The following is a 16,125-nucleotide window of genomic DNA, read 5'->3' as shown; positions in this document are numbered from 1 at the left end:
AACCATGAACGCATCAAACAAAAATTGGCCGGCATGAGCCCGGTGAACTACCGGATTCATGCCAGCCAATCAGCTGCATAATTGAAACTCTAACTTTAAGGGGTCACTACCTTAGGGTCTTTTTTTAATTAATAAGATTCCAGTTAAAATCACACCACATAAAAACAAGGAAGCCGTGGTGAGAAGCAATTCATCGGTTCCATGTTTTACTGCAATTCCGACAAATGCCCAGATGAACACCAATGCATATGGAACATCGGAATAATGGAACCGGATATGAAGTGCCAGCGCTGTGGCGATTGTCAGCATGATGACGGCCCAGAGCTGATCGCTCAGTCCCCAGCCGCCCCAGTTATAGTAGGTGAGCACAAAACTGATATTGGCAATGGTGGCTATACTGATCCACCCTAAATTAATCGAAATTGGAAAACGTTCCATAATGCTTCTTTCTTCATTGCCATATTGAAGGTAAAGCCCAATTAAAGAAAGCAGGTATCCGATCATTGCAATAATCGACGATCCGAAAAACTCGTAATGCCAAAGAAACAGCCAAATAATATTAAAAAGGGCACTTAAAGCGAAGAATAGGGCTATTTTAGTTGAGGGAACTTGTCCTTTTTTCAGGCGCACCCAAAAACCGATAATCCAGATAGCAAGCAGTATGTAAATAAGTGACCAGATTGAGAATACATAACCAGCAGGTGTGAACAGTACAGGAACCCGATTAGAAATTTCCCCAGTTGTCTGGCCATTGAGTGGTAGAATATTTGCCAAAGCATTGACAATGATGACAGCTATAAAAGCAATCGTCATCAGCAGTATCCGAAACATAAGAAATCCCTCCTCTTCTTTAAGTATACCTGTCCTTGTTTAGTACAACAAACTGCAATTTCCAAGAAAATTGAAATAAAAGGGAATTTGTGAAATGTCGGACACTTTTCCGCAAAATATTGAATAGTGGGAGTCCGTTCATTTGTTCCGCCTGCCGAATAAAAATGATATACTAATAAGTGTTTTTAGAAAATTTAGTTTACCAGGGGGTAACACAATGACGGTGAAATTTCCGGAAGTATGGGATTTAGATGTGCTTTTCCCAGGGGGAAGCGATTCAAAAGATTTGCGCATACATATAGCCACCACAGAATCTGCCTTAAAGGAATTTGAAGGAATGTCCCAAAGCTTTGAAGTGCCAGCTTCTTTAGAAGATGCTTCACGGATTGTAGACCTGCTGGAACAAGCCAAAAAAGTCATGCAGCAATTGAACCAAGCGGGATCATTTATCGGCTGTTTGATGGCTCAAAATACAGAAGATAAAAAAGCGGCAATTTTGCAGAGTGAAGCATCCGCACTGAATGCTGAATTTCAGACTTCGCTTCAAAAAATCCAGCAGCAATTAGCGAAAGCCGAAGACAGTGTCTGGAATGAGCTTCTTGCGACTGAATCCTTGAAAGACTTCAGCTTCGTGCTGAACGAATGGCGAAAAGAAGCAAATATGCTGCTATCTGAAAAAGAAGAAAATATCATCACCTCGCTTAGTACAGATGGTTACCACGGCTGGAGCCAGCTCTATGATATGCTCGTCGGAGATATCAAAATAAAAATGATCATTGAAGGGGAAGAAAAAATTCTTTCTGTTGGCCAAGCCAATAATTTAAGTTCACATGCTGAAGCAGCTGTCCGACAGCAGTCATACGAAAAACTGGAAGAAGCTTGGACTGAAAAAGAGGAGTTTTTTGCGAAGACGCTGAATTCGATTGCCGGATTCCGTTTGGAAGTATATAAAAAACGCGGATGGGAAAGTGTTCTCCAAGAGCCGCTTCACATCAATCGCATGAAACAAGAAACATTGGATGCCATGTGGGGCGCCATCAGCAAAAACAAGCAGCCTTTTGTCAATTACTTGAACAAAAAAGCCGAGATTCTTGGAAAAGATGGATTGGATTGGTTTGATGTTGATGCTCCTGTAACTGAAAGTACACAGCATTTTTCCTATCAGGAAGGAGCGGAATTCATATTAGAGCATTTTGGAAAATTTGGTCCGGAACTCCAGCAATTTGCTGTTCAAGCATTTGAAAAAGGCTGGATTGAAGCGGAGGACCGGCCGAATAAGCGTCCAGGCGGTTTCTGCACAGGACTTCCGATGACAGACGAATCCCGAATTTTCATGACTTACAGCGGGACAATGTCCAATGTAGCAACATTAGCGCATGAGCTGGGCCATGCTTTCCATACTTATGCCTTGCGTCCTGTCCACCCGTTGAACCGTTCATATGCAATGAATGTAGCCGAAACAGCTTCAACATTTGCAGAAATGATTGTTGCCGATGCTGCAGTTAAAAATGCTCAAGCAAAAGAAGAGAAAATCGCATTGCTTGAAGATAAATTACAGCGAAGCGTAGCTTTCTTTATGAATATCCATGCACGTTTCTTGTTTGAAACCCGACTTTACGAGGAACGGAAAAAAGGAGTTGTTTCATCTGCCAGGCTGAATGAATTGATGGAAGATGCGCAAAAAGAAGGGTTTGCTGGAGGATTAAAATCAACGCACCCACATTTCTGGGCGTCAAAACTCCATTTTTACATTACTGATGTACCGTTTTATAACTTCCCTTACACTTTCGGGTATTTGTTCTCGCTGAGCATTTATGCAAAAGCTTTAGAAGAAGGCAGTGGTTTTGAAGAAAAGTACACAGCATTACTTCGTGATACAGCGATTATGACAGCTGAAGATTTAGCGCTGAAGCATTTGGATGAAGACATCACACAAGAAGCGTTCTGGGAAAAAGGAATTGCTTTATGTGTAAAAGATGCTGAAGAATTTAATGCGCTCGTTTCTTCTGTGGAATAATGCTATGAATTTAACTTTTGAAGGGAATACATGTTATATTCGGAATTTAACAGTTGATGACGCGGAAGAGATGGTACAACTTTTGGTGCGCAACCGGGAGTATTGGGCTGTCTATGAGCCGCGCCATCAAGACAGTTATTTTACTGCCATGGTTCAGCGGGAAAAAATAAGGGAATCAATTTATCAAGCAAGAGAAAACCGTGAATACAGTTTTGGGATATTTGAGCATGAATCTAATAAAATGATTGGCCATATTTCAATATATGGTATCAAACGCCTTCCTTTCCTCAGTGCGCTGGTCGGCTATTCTATCGATCAAGCATGTATCGGCAAAGGGATCGCCACAGAAGCGGTCCAGCTAGTCGTAGCTTTTGGGTTTGAACAACTCCATCTCCATCGGATTGAAGCTTATGTGTCCCCAAGAAATATTGGCTCGATTCGTGTATTGGAAAAATCCAGCTTTCTAAAAGAAGGGTTGTTGCGAGAATTCCTGTATATTAATGGAGTATGGGAAGACCACTTTCAATATGCGTTATTGGAAGGTGAATTTTGAAAGGGCAAGGCCGCCTATAAAAAATGGTGGAAATCAGTTGCCAGATGGTTTTTTGAATAGAAGCAAAGAGAGGGAAGATAAACTATGGATAGAAATAAGCTATTTTCCTATCATCAATGGGCTACTCTTGAATGCCTTCGCCATGTTGGGACTTTTGGTCAAGAGCTTTACCAGAGGGAAGGGCAAAATTCCTTTTCTTCGATTGAAAAAACAATGGAGCATGTGATTGGTGTGGAAAAACTATGGCTGCTTCGGATGATTGGAACAGAGAGCCCGGCATTTGAATATTTTGATGTGTCGACAACTGAAAAAGCAATTGAAGCCTTTATGCTATTGCATGCTGAGATGGAGCTGTACATGTCCTCGCTGTCAGAAGAACAATGGCAGGAGCCGTTGAAATTCAAAAATTTACGCGGTGATGATTTCGAGAATACACGTGATGAAATGCTGTTCACTATCATTAACCATGGGACTTACCATAGAGGGCAAGTAACATCTTTTCTGCGCCAATTCGGTAAGGAAGGAATCGCGCTCGATTATTTATATTTCAAAAAAAGGCGCTAGCCAGTAATCCTTTAATATAACTGCGCTGCTGAATGCAAGCACCGAATCGTTTGAATGAAAAAAACCGCTGAGAAATTTCTCAGCGGTTTTCGTTTCCATCGACGATAATTTCAAGCTTTCCGGTTGTAGGGTCGATGACCAGGCCGTGAACCGGCACTTTACTATCCATTAGCGGATGGTTCTTGACCATATTTACCCCATGTCGGACACTTTCTGTAACATCGTCGAATCCACGGAGCCACTCTTCGAGATTAACTCCGGAATATTCCATTTGTTCAATTGTTTTTTCATCTATTCCACGAGCTTTCATTTTAGCTAAAATGGTGGTAGGATCGATAGCGGCCATTCCACAGTCATGATGGCCGATTATGTAAATTTCCTCTGCATTCAGCTCATAGACAGCTACAAACAGACTGCGCATAATTCCTCCGAAAGGATGGTTGATCACGGCGCCAGCGCTTTTTACAATCTTCGCATCGCCATTTTTTAAATTCATCGCTTTTGGCAGCATTTCGAGAAGTCGGGTATCCATACAAGTGAGAATGACAATTTTTTTATCAGGGAATTTCGTAGTGATGTACTTTTCGTATTCTTTATTATTCACAAACGACTCATTGTACTCTAAAATTTCTTCTAATCTGGTCATGGCGGTTCCTCCTTCAGAAATCTATTCTTATCATAATACTTTTTACTGAAAAAAACAGCCCAGAAGCATATTGCCTCCGAGCTATCTAGATTAACGTGCGATTTTATCCAATTTATTAAGCATTACAAGTGACTTTCCTGTACCGACTGCGACAGATTCAAGCGGCTGTGGTGCAATATGGACGGGCACTGAAATTTCTTCTGACAGCCATTGCTGCATTCCTTTAAGCAAAGCACCGCCTCCGGAAATTACAACTCCTTGGTCTACGATATCGCCGGACAGTTCCGCCGGGCAATTTTCGAGTGTTGCACGAATGCATTCCAAAATGGCAAGCAAAGATTCTTTTAATGTTTCCTGAATTTCAGTAGATGTCAAATTAACGATTTTCGGTAATCCGGTCATAATATCACGGCCGCGAATTTCCATCGTTTCCTCTTTATGCGTAATCAACGCGTAGCCGATTTCTTTTTTTATGTTTTCTGCAGTAGGTTCACCGATCAATACATTGTAATGTTTGCGGACGTATTGGATGATGTCCTCATCCATCCGGTCTCCTGCAACTTTCACTGTATTTGCTGAAACAACTCCGCCAAATGAGATGATTCCAACTTCAGTGGTCCCACCGCCGATGTCTACAATTACACTGGCAATCGGTTCGCTGACAGGAAGATCTGCTCCAATTGCAGCAGCAACGGGCTCTTCAATCAAATGAACGCTTTTCGCTCCGCTTTGCTTAACTGCATCAAGAATTGCACGTCGTTCAACAGATGTGGCTCCACAAGGAGTGCAAATCATTACATTCGGTTTGCGTAAAGATCCACCCATTTGTTTTGCTGCTTTTTGCATAACTAATCTCAATAATTCAGTGGTAACGTCAAAATCTGCAATAACGCCTTCTTTTAACGGACGTACGATCCGGATTGAGCTTGGCGTTTTGCCGATCATTGCTTTGGCATCTTCACCAATAGCAATTACCTTCCCTGTCTTCGTGTCCAATGCTACAACTGAAGGTTCATTCAATATAATGCCTTTTGATTTTGTATATACTAAAATATTTGCTGTTCCTAGATCAATTCCGATATCTGTTGAAGAAAACATGCCTAAACTCCTCCTATTATAAACGACTACCACTCTGCATTTTACCATGTAAAAAACAATGTAAAAAGTACCTGATATGAAAATGATACCTTAGAAAGGTCTATTGTATGTGGAAATTACAAAAAACAGGTAAAAAGATTTACTATATCATTATTTTTTAAAGAAAATGAAACAGAATTATATTAAAATATCCGTATTAGCATATTAAAAACCGTTCTCTAAAATTAGAGAACGGTTTTTTTTAATATTTCTTTTTCGGTAGTGGATCAACGTGCTCCGCATCGTGTACGTGAAGCTCCTTGCCCAAGTAGTGCAACAATGTGAAGAAGAGCAAGAAAATGACAACCATGAACCCTAGAACTATCGTAATGCCTTCTAACATAATGAAAACTCCTTTCATATCTGTAATCATCAAATTTCATTATACATGAAAGTCGAGTAGAAATTAAGTGTCGAAATAATGATACTTAAAAAGCCCAATTTCCAGCTCTGAAAATCGGCTCTCGAGTGCCATCATCTAAAATACCGTCAATGTCCATTTCGTCTGAACCAACCATAAAGTCTACGTGCGTAATGCTTTGGTTTAATCCGTGCGCTGCTAATTCTTCTTTGGACATTGTTTTGCCGCCTTCGATGCAAAATGCATAAGCACTGCCAATAGCAAAATGGTTAGATGCGTTTTCGTCAAACAAGGTGTTATAGAACAAAATGTTCGAAGCTGAAATAGGTGACTGGTGGGGCACGAGCGCAACTTCTCCTAAATAATGGGATCCTTCATCAGTTGCGACCAATTCTTTCAAAACTTCTTCGCCTTGTCCAGCAATGACCTCAACAATTTTTCCGTTTTCGAAAGTAATCCTGAAATCATCAATGATATTGCCGCCGTAACTCAATGGTTTTGTACTGGCTACAACACCGTTGACCCCTGTTTTGTCAGGCACTGTAAACACTTCCTCAGTCGGCATATTTGCCATGAAGGTATGTCCTTTTTCATTCACAGATCCGGCTCCGCACCATAAATGCCCTTTTGGAAGAGCGACTTCCAAGTCGGTATTCGGTGCTGTGTAATGAAGCTTCGCGTATTTTTTATTGTTTAAATAATCGACTTTGGTATGTAGCTTTTCATCATGGTTAAGCCATTCCTGAACAGGGTTGTCCAAATCGGCACGCACCGCTTTGAAAATCGCTTCCCATAAAGCGTCCACTTGCTGTTCTTCCGGAAGCTCAGGGAATACTTTTGCAGCCCATGCTTTAGAAGGAGAAGCCAGGACAGTCCAGCTGATTTTGTCCGATTGGACATACTGGCGATATTTGCTTAAAGCAGTACCGGTTGCTTTTTGGAAAGCGGCAATACGCTTAGAGTCGATGCCTTTTAAGAGGTCCGGGCTTTGAGACATGATGCTGATAAAGGCAGCCCCTTGATCTGCAAGCAATTCACGCTCTTGTACTTTCCATACTGGAAACTCAGAAAACGAGTCTTCCGGAGCTAATTCAAAGCGAAGACGGGTTATTTCATCATCGCTCCAATCCACGTGAACTTGTTTTGCTCCCGCTTCATAAGCTTTTTTTGCAATCAATCGTACCAAAGGTGCAGCATCAAGAGTTGCATTGATATAAAGCGGCTGACCAGGCTGAATATTGATGCCCACGTTTACAGCTAAATCGGCATAGCGGGCTAATTTTTCATCAAAAGTTGTCAAATAAATCTCCCCTCTCATCATTAATATAGTAGCAATTTTCAGTCAGCCTATGCAATCTTTAGGCAGAAAATCACAGTATTATTTACTTGCATTTTTTATTATAAAAGTTTATGATTTAAACAAATGTTCAAAGAGGAGGTGGGGAAATGAATAAAAAAGAGCAGGAAGTTATCGCCTTGATCAAGAAAAACCCTTATCTGTCTCAGCAGGAAATGGCGGATTCTCTGAAAATGTCCCGTCCTTCTTTAGCTAACTTGATATCAGGTCTCATTCGGCAAGGGAAGATTGCTGGCCGTGCATACATACTTCCGGAAGAAGGGACAGTTGTTTGCATCGGCGGCGCCAATGTCGACCGAAAATTCTGGCTCGATAAGGCGGCTCAAATGGGCACTTCCAATCCGGCTTCAGTTTCTGTCAGCATCGGCGGAGTCGCGCGGAACGTTGCGGAGAACTTAGGAAGGATGGGGCACCGCGTAAAGCTGATGTCCATTGCTGGGAATGACCAGGAGTGGAAATTGATTGAGGAAAATTCGTCTCCTTTCATGGATACCGATTTGACCATAACCCATAATGAATTCTCAACCGGCACTTACACCGCAATATTAGAGCCGGATGGAGAGATGATTTTGGCAATGGCCGACATGGCCATCTATGATTCTTTGACAGTGGACTATGTCAAACGCAATGAACCGGCTTTATTGACAGCGGCTTTTCTGGTCATCGATTTGAACTGTCCAAAAGAAACGGTCCAGTATGTGCGAGAACTGGCAAAGGCCAGAGACATTCCGCTCGCTGTCATTCCTGTTTCAACTCCCAAAATCGACCGGCTTGAAAAAGATTTGTCGGGTATTACTTGGCTGATCTTAAACCGGGGAGAAGCGGAGCGCTTTTTAGACATTACGATAGACTCCGAGGAAACTTGGCAGGATGCGATTACTCGCTTATTGGAACATGGAGCGGAAAATGTGGTAATTACCGGCGGCAAAGATGGTGCAATGGCTGGGAACCGGGAACAGGTCAGCCAATTTGCTGCCATCAGTGTTCCTGAACTGCTCGATGTTACAGGAGCGGGAGACGCTTTTTCCAGCGGCATCATCCATAGTTATTTAAAAGGCCATCCGTTTGAAAAAATTATTCAAACGGGGCTGGTCAATGCAGCCAAGACGCTGCAAAGCGAAGCAACAGTAAGAACCGAATTATCGGCAATGCAATTACAAAATGAACTGGAGGAACTTATATGAACTCAATGATTACTTATTCAACAGAAGTACAACAAGCAATGGACAACAACCAGCCAATCGTGGCGCTGGAATCTACCATCATTTCCCATGGCATGCCTTACCCGCAAAACGTCGAAACTGCACGCATCGTTGAACAAATTATCCGTGATAACGGAGCGGTACCAGCTACAATCGCCATTATGGATGGCAAAATCAAAATTGGTTTGTCCGATGAAGAGCTTGAACTCCTCGGCAATAGCCCGGACGTAGCAAAAGTTTCACGCCGTGACCTTGGCCAGTTGATTGCGACACGTAAAATTGGAGCTACTACTGTTGCAGCCACAATGATTTGTGCAGAACTGGCAGGAATCCGCGTATTTGCAACAGGCGGCATTGGCGGCGTTCACCGTGGTGCAGAAACTACAATGGACATTTCTGCTGACCTTGAAGAGTTGGCAACTACTGGAGTAGCGGTTGTATGCGCTGGAGCAAAATCAATTTTAGATATCGGTTTGACATTGGAATTCCTTGAAACAAAAGGCGTACCGGTTATCGGTTATAAAACAGATAAAATGCCAGCATTCTACACGCAGTCAAGCGAATTTGATTTGACTTTCCGTGCGGATGACGTTGACACATTGGCAAAAGTGTTGAAAGCGAAATGGGATCTTGGACTTAAAGGCGGAGCAGTTGTTGCCAACCCGATTCCTGCAGAGCATGCTCTTGAAGAATCCTTCATTAACGGCATCATCGACCAAGCAATGTCTGAGGCTAAAGAAAACGGCATTGCAGGTAAAGAAACAACGCCTTTCCTTCTTGGAAAAGTGAAAGAGTTGACTGAAGGCACAAGTCTAGTGGCGAACATCGAATTAGTGAAACACAACGCTGAAGTCGGCGCGAAGCTAGCTGTAGCATACAACAAACTTTAATAGAGACACTTTAAACCGCGGGGATGTTTTATCCCCGCGGTTTGTTAATTGAAGCAGTCAGAGGTTTTCCTAGGAGAAATGAATAGTGGACAAGAAGAAGTTCTCAATATTTGAGGGCTTCTTTTTTTATGCCTGTAGAAGAAGGTTTTCCTGCCCTTGACTTGCGGGTAAACAGAAATAAGGAGCTGAAACTCATGAAAACAGATGTGTTCATAAGCGGCGGAGGAGTCGGCGGTTTGACGCTGGCGCTGAAGCTGGCACAGCGCGGAGTGGATGTTGTCATTGCTGAACGTCTGGCTTCCCATACTCCGGCTTATAAAGGTGAATTGCTGCAGCCTAAAAGCATGCAGATTTTTGACGGACTTGGACTTTTTGAGGAGATTAAGGAACGCGCCAATGAAATAAAGGTACTTGATATGCTGGAACTGTCGAGTACACTGGCTGTTCGGGACCAGTCATTTCTTGACTACAGTGTATTGCCGGGAAAATACAATGCCGCTTATATGGCGCATCATGAAGAGTTGAAATCAATTATTCTCGGAGCTGCCTCACACTTTTCCAACTTTCATTATTTAGGAGGAACAACGTGCAAAAAAGTTACTGAAGATAAAGCCCTGTTGCGAAAAGGCAAAGAACAAATAGAAGTACAGGCCGATTATTTCATCGGTGCGGAAGGCCGGGCTTCCATCACTCGTAAAGCGATGGGCATCGAAATAAATCAAAGCGCCTACAATCATCATTTTTTAACCGTGACGTTTCCGAGGCCTGAAAATTTCAGAGATGGACAAATCATTTCTACATACAACAGGTTCTTAGGCTTGTTTCCATTGCCTGATAATCTGGTGCGAAGTGTGTACTTGATTCCGGAAGGAGATTATCAGCAATTGAAAGAAAAACCGATCAGCCATTTCCATAAACTTTACACCGATTTGGCGCCTTCTCTTGATGGCTATGTTCAGCAGCTGAAAGACTGGAAGAAAATTCAGCTGATGATTCCAGTCATGTTCCATGCCCCTGCCTATATAAAAGGCAATAAAGCCATTATTGGAGACGCTGCACACGCAGTTCACCCAATGGCTGGTGAAGGCATGAATATGGCCATCCAAGATGCCGATATCCTCGGTGAACTTTTGGCCGATATGATGGATTCCGGGAATCGGCAGCCTGAAAATTTATTGTGGTATGAAAAAGTGCGCTACAAAAGAGCAGAACATGTGCTGCAGCTTAGCCATTTGTCAGCTCTTGCCTATTCGTTTCCTTTCCGCACGGTCAGCTATCTCCGGAAAAAGACCGTTGAACGGATGGAAGAAGACCCGATTCTTCATTTCAAGCAAATGCTCAATGTTTCGGGTCTGGGCATGTGGAAAGAAAATGTCCGTGACCGGTTTATTCAAGGAGGATTCATGCCTGTGCGGAGCAGAGATTTAACCTCAGATACAAAAGAATTGAAATATTTTACCAGAGAAGAAGATTATCCGTGGAAAGTGGAGGGACTTTTATGATAGATGTGATGAAAATGTTTAAGGCCCGGATGTACATGAAACGCAACGAACCGTTTTTGTATAGCTGGCATGCTTATGTGGGATATGAACTGGATTTGTTTAAAGCGTTTGAGCGCCCAGTGACAAAATTTGATGTAGCAGATGCGCTGCAATTGGATGAAGAACTGCTGAACCAATGGGTCAATGTAGGCGTCTCAATCGGGCATTTGAAAGAAGCTGGAAGAGGGCGCTATAAAACATGGAATGCTTGGAAGCTGCCAAAACCGAAAGGCCATAATTCTTCAGGGGTATTGCTGAAAGAAATGATGGAACTGCATATTCCCACGCTTCTCAGCTATCCGGAAATGATGAGGAAACAGAACCGCCGCCATTTCGATGAAGAAAAACATGCACCGACAGTAGCGGAAACCAGCCGATTGCTGGAAGTATTGGCGATGCCTAAAATGTCCAAAATGATCAGGGGGAACAAAAGCAGAACAGTACTCGATATCGGCTGCGGAGAAGCAGGGTACATTAAGAAATTGGCAGACCGCTTCCCGGATACTCAATTTACTGGAATTGAAATCAGTCCTACAGTAGCAGAAACTGCTAAAAAGCTGATTGCAGACAATGACAATATCGTAATAGAAAATGCAGACTTGTGGCATTACAAACCACAAAAACTCCAGGACATGGTTATGATGAACAATGTCATCCACTATATCGATCTGGAAGAACGGCAAGCCTTATTCACCGAACTGGGCAGTTGGCTGGAAGATGATGGAGTTCTATCAATTGTGACGCCAATTGCCGGAACCAGCGATGATCCTCCATTTGCCAACGTCTTCAATAGTTTTTTCTCCTCTTTTGATAATTTATACCGGTTGCCGACTAGACAGGAACTCAAAGAATGGGGAGAAGAAGCAGGACTCGCCATGCTTGGCATCCGAACCGTCATCAAAGAAGGCGGCTGGTACATTGTGCAATATCAAAAGAAAAGCTGAAGCGCCTGATCAGCTCCGACAAGCGCTGGAGGTCTTCCGGAAATGGCGTTCTTTGCCATTCCCGGAAAGACCGAAGCGACTGCAAAGATTCAAAAATATAGAAAAACACCTTGGCATTCCAGAAAAATCTGAATGCCAAGGTGTTTTATTATTGGCGCAATGAACCGAGTTCCTGCGCGATTGCCTGCATTTCGTTTGGTGTGATGCTGTCGCGGCTTGCGACCATTTCATACAGTTCTTTCAAGTCTTCGTATTTCGATGAGTTGAAATGTTCCGGCTTCATCGCGTCGGCATTGACCATGCGCAACTTCGCTTTTATTTCTTCGATCATAAACGAGACGTTTTCATTTGACGGTTTTGATAGGTCCATGATGGATTCCTGCCTTTCGAAGGGTATAACTCATCATTTCACTGTTCAAAATAAAAGTCAATTGCCAGCTCGTGCCGCTTCTTTGTCGGCAATCACTTGTGCTTTTTCTTCTTTGATTTTTGAAACGATCCGTTTTGTTTCCAAAGCGATGACACCCGATAAACCGAGAAGTCCGATTAAGTTCGGAAGAGCCATTAAACCGTTCATGATATCAGAGAACATCCAGACCACATCGAGCGAAACCGTTGCCCCGATGAACACGACTGCAATAAAGGCAACGCGGTACACAATCAAGAGGCTAGGGTTTTTAAATAAATACTGGAAACATTTCTCTCCGTAATACGACCAGCCAATGATGGTGGAAGAAGCGAAGAAAATTAATCCAATTGCAACAACAATCGGTCCAGCCGGTCCTAAAAACTGTTCAAAAGCCGCCGTTGTCAGTGCAGAACCTTCCAGAGATTTATCTGTGTAAAGGCCGGACATAACAATGGTGATGCCTGTAATGGAGCAGATGATCAATGTATCAATGAATACCTGTGTCATGGAAACGAGAGCCTGGCGGCCGGGCATATCGGTTTTAGCCGCTGCTGCCGCAATTGGTGCCGAGCCGAGGCCCGCTTCGTTGGAGAACACCCCACGCGCAACCCCGTAGCGTATAGCGGCCCCTATTGCACCACCTACAGCTGCTTCGCCAGTAAAGGCCGAACTAAGAATAGTGCCGATGGCCGGTAAAATTAATTCGACATTTGTAATCATGATAATAGCTCCGGCAATAATGTAAAACAATGCCATGAACGGAACAAAATAAGAAGTGACTTTTCCGATTGTCGTAATGCCGCCCAAAATGACTGATGCAGCGAAAACGGTTAAGATAATGCCTGTGATCCATGTAGGTACATTAAATGTATCCCGAACCACTGCTGCTACTGAATTTGATTGAGTTCCATTGCCAATGCCGAATGCAGCAATCGAACCGAAAACGGCAAATGACACCCCTAGCCATTTTTGTTTCAGGCCGTGCTCCAAATAATACATTGGTCCGCCAGCCATCAATCCTCTGGCATCAACTACGCGGTATTTTACTGCCAGCACCGCTTCTCCGTATTTGGTAGCCATGCCGAAAAATGCGGACATCCACATCCAGAATACAGCTCCCGGACCACCCAAAATAACGGCTGTTGCAACCCCGACGATATTACCTGTTCCAACAGTCGCTGCCAGAGCGGTTGACAGCGCCTGGAAATGGCTGATGTCTCCTTCTGACTTAGTGTCTTGATTTTTGGTGAACACAAGTTTTAACGCATAAGGCAATAATCGTACTTGTAAAAGACCTAAACGAATCGTTAAATAAATCCCTGTCCCTACCAATAATACTAAAAGCGGTGGACCCCATACAAAACTGCTGATGCTGCTTAAAATTGATTCTAGTCTCTCCATCGTATTTCCCCTTTGTATGTATAATTTTTTGATACTTCCCCTTTGTTCACCACCTTTAGATTCAATATTCCGAAATATTAACCAAAGAGTCAAGGGTTTTTTGAAAAATAAAATTTACTTAGTGTTTAAATTTCTGGAGATTAGGGAAAAATCCAAAAGAGACGCAAGTACTACAATTATTGGGAGGAATTCAGGATGAGCCAAAACAAACTATTAACAGGATTACTTATGGGAGCTGCGGTTGGAGTGATCGTATCTTTATTTGACCGCAATACACGAAATGACGTAATGAATAAATCGAAAAAAGTGGGCAGCAGTGCTCAATATTATGCTCAAAATAGAAAAGAATTAGTGTCTGCTGTACAGCAGCAGACAGAAAGAGTTCAAAATATCTATTCACGAATTTCAGAAGACGCTTCTTATGTAGGGGAAAAAGTGAATGAGTTGAAAGATTTGACTCCACAGGTCAAAGAATTGGCAATGGAAACAAAAGAAGCATTTGTTGACACAAAAGATGCAGTAGTCGACTCGAAAGATGATGTACTGTCTGCATTGAAAGAAGACAGCCCATCTGGTACTTCATCTTTGACAGAAGGCAGTGATTCATCATCATCTGGTTCTGGAAGCAGCTCAGGATCTAATTCAGGGTCTACAACCGGCTCAAGAACTGGATCGACTTCTGGCACGAATAAAGGATCAACTTCTGGAAATACGTCAAGTTCAAATTACTCTGGCACGAACTCTTCAAAAAAGGTCTAATTCCAATAGAAACAGGGAATAAAGACAAAATAACAGAGCCAGAGGAACGGTTGCATAATCTGGCGGTAAGCCATGATGTAACAACCGGAAAAGGTTTTTTAAAAGAATTAATTAAACGTGTCAAAGATATAGATGTAACAGGACTAGGAGCGCAATTGGCGTTCTTTTTCCTGTTGTCGATATTCCCGCTTTTGATTTTCATAGTCACTTTATTGCCTTATTTAAATTTGTCGGAAGATCAAATCTACAGTTTCATGAAAGAAATAGCTCCAATCGAAGTGTATACGATTATTGAAGAGACGCTAAAAGAAATATTGACCAATCAAAATGGAGGTCTTTTGTCTTTTGGTATTATCGCTACTATTTGGTCGGCGAGCCTTGGCATGGATGCACTTATTAAATCATTGAATTTTTCATATGGTGTGGAAGAAAACCGGCCTTTGCTGATAGCACGGGGAATGTCGATCATTTCTACGTTACTATTCATCTTTATCTTAATCGTGGCACTTGTTCTTCCAATTTTCGGACGGCAAATCGGTCTTTTTATTTTCACTTTCCTTGGATTGGAAGAAGGCTTTCTGGAGTTATGGGCTACCATTCGTTTTACTATACCGCCACTGATTATTTTCGGGGTGTGTTCAGTAATTTATTGGGTAGCACCCAACATCAAGCTGGATGTCAGAAGCGTTATGACTGGGGCCGCCTTCACAACAGTAGGCTGGCTGATCATCTCGTACGCCTTTTCCATGTATATTAATAATTTCGGCAATTTTTCAGCAACTTACGGCAGTATCGGAGGAATCATCATCTTGATGCTTTGGTTGTATATATCGGCCATGCTCCTGTTAATAGGAGGGCAGATCAATGCGGTTATGCAAGGGCGTATAGATATGATTGCGACGAAGAAAAGTAAGCGCAGGTGGCTAGTGAAGCGTTAAAGGCCTATTGTAAGCAAAAAACGATCCATGTCAGCAAACTCGCTGACATGGATCGTTTTCTTTATGCATGTTATTCTTCTTCATTCGGGCGTGCTTTGAATTGCTGCATTTTATCGTCCAGTTCATCAACCATGGCGATAAGGCGATCAATATCTTCTAACTCGGTATTTTCTGGTTCAATAGCATCCAACACTTCCAAAAACATATTTAAGCGTTGTTTCATGTATTTTACTTGCTGTTCTTTATTCGTAATGGATTTGCCCATTCGAAACACCTCTTTTCGCATGTTAATGGTAGCTGAAAACAGAGAAGAATACAATAAAATCTGGGTAAAAAGAGCGATTTCAACATTTGGAATGTTTTAAATATTTACTTAATGTAAATCTTATGTTAAGCTGACTTTAATCAATAGAGAGGGGAGGCATTAGTGAAGCGCCAAAACCAATCACTGTAGGAATAAAAAGGAGGTTGTTCGAATATTTCACCGGCGTTTTAAGCCGAAGAAATCGAATTATGAAAATTCAAACGGATATTGCTAAAACCTAGAGGCTCAGCCGGAATCTGAAATTAGATAC

Annotated in this window: 17 protein-coding genes; 10 read left to right on the top strand and 7 right to left on the bottom strand. The window is 42.4% G+C overall.

Going from position 1 to position 16,125, the window contains the following annotated elements:
* The coding region (locus ACSFXN_RS19535; RefSeq protein ID WP_437150464.1) for an IS3 family transposase at positions 1 to 81 on the top strand (81 nt) is incomplete at its 5' end.
* 30 nt (positions 82 to 111) lie between these two features.
* On the opposite strand, the gene ACSFXN_RS19530 is transcribed toward ACSFXN_RS19535, so the two are convergent.
* The gene (locus ACSFXN_RS19530) at positions 112 to 831 is read right to left on the bottom strand and encodes a tryptophan-rich sensory protein (RefSeq protein ID WP_437151871.1); all 720 of its coding nucleotides are present in this window, start codon (positions 829 to 831) and stop codon (positions 112 to 114) included.
* Between the two features lie 217 nt (positions 832 to 1,048).
* Between ACSFXN_RS19530 and ACSFXN_RS19525 the strand changes: the two genes are divergently transcribed.
* The 3 genes from ACSFXN_RS19525 (at position 1,049) to ACSFXN_RS19515 (ending at position 3,965) form a co-directional block, all read left to right on the top strand.
* Positions 1,049 to 2,848, top strand: coding sequence for a M3 family oligoendopeptidase (locus tag ACSFXN_RS19525; RefSeq protein WP_437151870.1), 1,800 nt, complete (start codon positions 1,049 to 1,051; stop codon positions 2,846 to 2,848).
* A gap of 4 nt (positions 2,849 to 2,852) precedes the next feature.
* Positions 2,853 to 3,401, top strand: a complete 549-nt coding sequence (locus ACSFXN_RS19520; RefSeq protein WP_437151869.1) for a GNAT family N-acetyltransferase — start codon at positions 2,853 to 2,855, stop codon at positions 3,399 to 3,401.
* 84 nt (positions 3,402 to 3,485) lie between these two features.
* Complete coding sequence (locus tag ACSFXN_RS19515) at positions 3,486 to 3,965, top strand: DinB family protein (protein WP_437151868.1); 480 nt, start codon at positions 3,486 to 3,488, stop codon at positions 3,963 to 3,965.
* Between the two features lie 79 nt (positions 3,966 to 4,044).
* On the opposite strand, the gene ACSFXN_RS19510 is transcribed toward ACSFXN_RS19515, so the two are convergent.
* The 3 genes from ACSFXN_RS19510 to ACSFXN_RS19500 form a co-directional block, all read right to left on the bottom strand.
* Positions 4,045 to 4,611 (bottom strand): beta-class carbonic anhydrase, encoded by a 567-nt coding sequence (locus ACSFXN_RS19510; protein WP_437151867.1) that lies wholly within the window; start codon positions 4,609 to 4,611, stop codon positions 4,045 to 4,047.
* 90 nt (positions 4,612 to 4,701) lie between these two features.
* On the bottom strand, positions 4,702 to 5,709 hold the full coding sequence (gene mreBH, locus ACSFXN_RS19505) for a rod-share determining protein MreBH (RefSeq protein WP_300991879.1): 1,008 nt from the start codon (positions 5,707 to 5,709) through the stop codon (positions 4,702 to 4,704).
* Between the two features lie 467 nt (positions 5,710 to 6,176).
* Positions 6,177 to 7,409, bottom strand: coding sequence for an aminopeptidase (locus ACSFXN_RS19500; RefSeq protein ID WP_437151866.1), 1,233 nt, complete (start codon positions 7,407 to 7,409; stop codon positions 6,177 to 6,179).
* 146 nt (positions 7,410 to 7,555) lie between these two features.
* On the opposite strand from ACSFXN_RS19500, the gene ACSFXN_RS19495 reads away from it, so the two are divergent.
* The 4 genes from ACSFXN_RS19495 (at position 7,556) to ACSFXN_RS19480 (ending at position 12,043) form a co-directional block, all read left to right on the top strand.
* On the top strand, positions 7,556 to 8,650 hold the full coding sequence (locus ACSFXN_RS19495; RefSeq protein ID WP_437151865.1) for a carbohydrate kinase family protein: 1,095 nt from the start codon (positions 7,556 to 7,558) through the stop codon (positions 8,648 to 8,650).
* Positions 8,647 to 9,558: a pseudouridine-5'-phosphate glycosidase gene (locus ACSFXN_RS19490; protein ID WP_437151864.1), complete on the top strand. Its 912-nt coding sequence runs from the start codon at positions 8,647 to 8,649 to the stop codon at positions 9,556 to 9,558. Before ACSFXN_RS19495 ends, ACSFXN_RS19490 begins: the two co-directional genes overlap by 4 nt.
* Before the next feature lie 194 nt (positions 9,559 to 9,752).
* Entirely contained in the window at positions 9,753 to 11,060 is a 1,308-nt protein-coding gene (locus tag ACSFXN_RS19485) for an FAD-dependent oxidoreductase (protein WP_437151863.1), read from the top strand.
* Positions 11,057 to 12,043 (top strand): class I SAM-dependent methyltransferase, encoded by a 987-nt coding sequence (locus ACSFXN_RS19480; protein ID WP_437151862.1) that lies wholly within the window; start codon positions 11,057 to 11,059, stop codon positions 12,041 to 12,043. Before ACSFXN_RS19485 ends, ACSFXN_RS19480 begins: the two co-directional genes overlap by 4 nt.
* 148 nt (positions 12,044 to 12,191) lie before the next feature.
* Here ACSFXN_RS19480 and ACSFXN_RS19475 read toward each other — a convergent pair whose 3' ends face one another.
* Positions 12,192 to 12,413, bottom strand: coding sequence for a DUF1128 domain-containing protein (locus ACSFXN_RS19475; RefSeq protein WP_437151861.1), 222 nt, complete (start codon positions 12,411 to 12,413; stop codon positions 12,192 to 12,194).
* A 57-nt stretch (positions 12,414 to 12,470) separates the two neighbouring features.
* Positions 12,471 to 13,853, bottom strand: a complete 1,383-nt coding sequence (locus ACSFXN_RS19470) for an alanine/glycine:cation symporter family protein (RefSeq protein ID WP_437151860.1) — start codon at positions 13,851 to 13,853, stop codon at positions 12,471 to 12,473.
* A 195-nt stretch (positions 13,854 to 14,048) separates the two neighbouring features.
* Here ACSFXN_RS19470 and ACSFXN_RS19465 point away from each other — a divergent pair, with 195 nt between their 5' ends.
* Both ACSFXN_RS19465 and ACSFXN_RS19460 read left to right on the top strand, forming a co-directional pair.
* Positions 14,049 to 14,612, top strand: a complete 564-nt coding sequence (locus ACSFXN_RS19465; protein ID WP_301857672.1) for a YtxH domain-containing protein — start codon at positions 14,049 to 14,051, stop codon at positions 14,610 to 14,612.
* A 50-nt stretch (positions 14,613 to 14,662) separates the two neighbouring features.
* Positions 14,663 to 15,550 (top strand): YihY/virulence factor BrkB family protein, encoded by an 888-nt coding sequence (locus tag ACSFXN_RS19460; RefSeq protein ID WP_437151859.1) that lies wholly within the window; start codon positions 14,663 to 14,665, stop codon positions 15,548 to 15,550.
* Between the two features lie 70 nt (positions 15,551 to 15,620).
* Here the strand turns inward: ACSFXN_RS19460 and ACSFXN_RS19455 are convergent, their stop codons facing one another.
* Entirely contained in the window at positions 15,621 to 15,815 is a 195-nt protein-coding gene (locus tag ACSFXN_RS19455) for an SE1561 family protein (protein WP_437151858.1), read from the bottom strand.
* Positions 15,816 to 16,125: the final 310 nt, after the last annotated feature.

It is taken from the genome of Planococcus sp. 1R117A (assembly GCF_051417975.1).
Taxonomy (GTDB): domain Bacteria; phylum Bacillota; class Bacilli; order Bacillales_A; family Planococcaceae; genus Planococcus; species Planococcus shenhongbingii.
The sequence above is the reverse complement of the archived record's forward strand: the minus strand, read 5'-3'. Positions and strand labels throughout refer to the sequence as shown.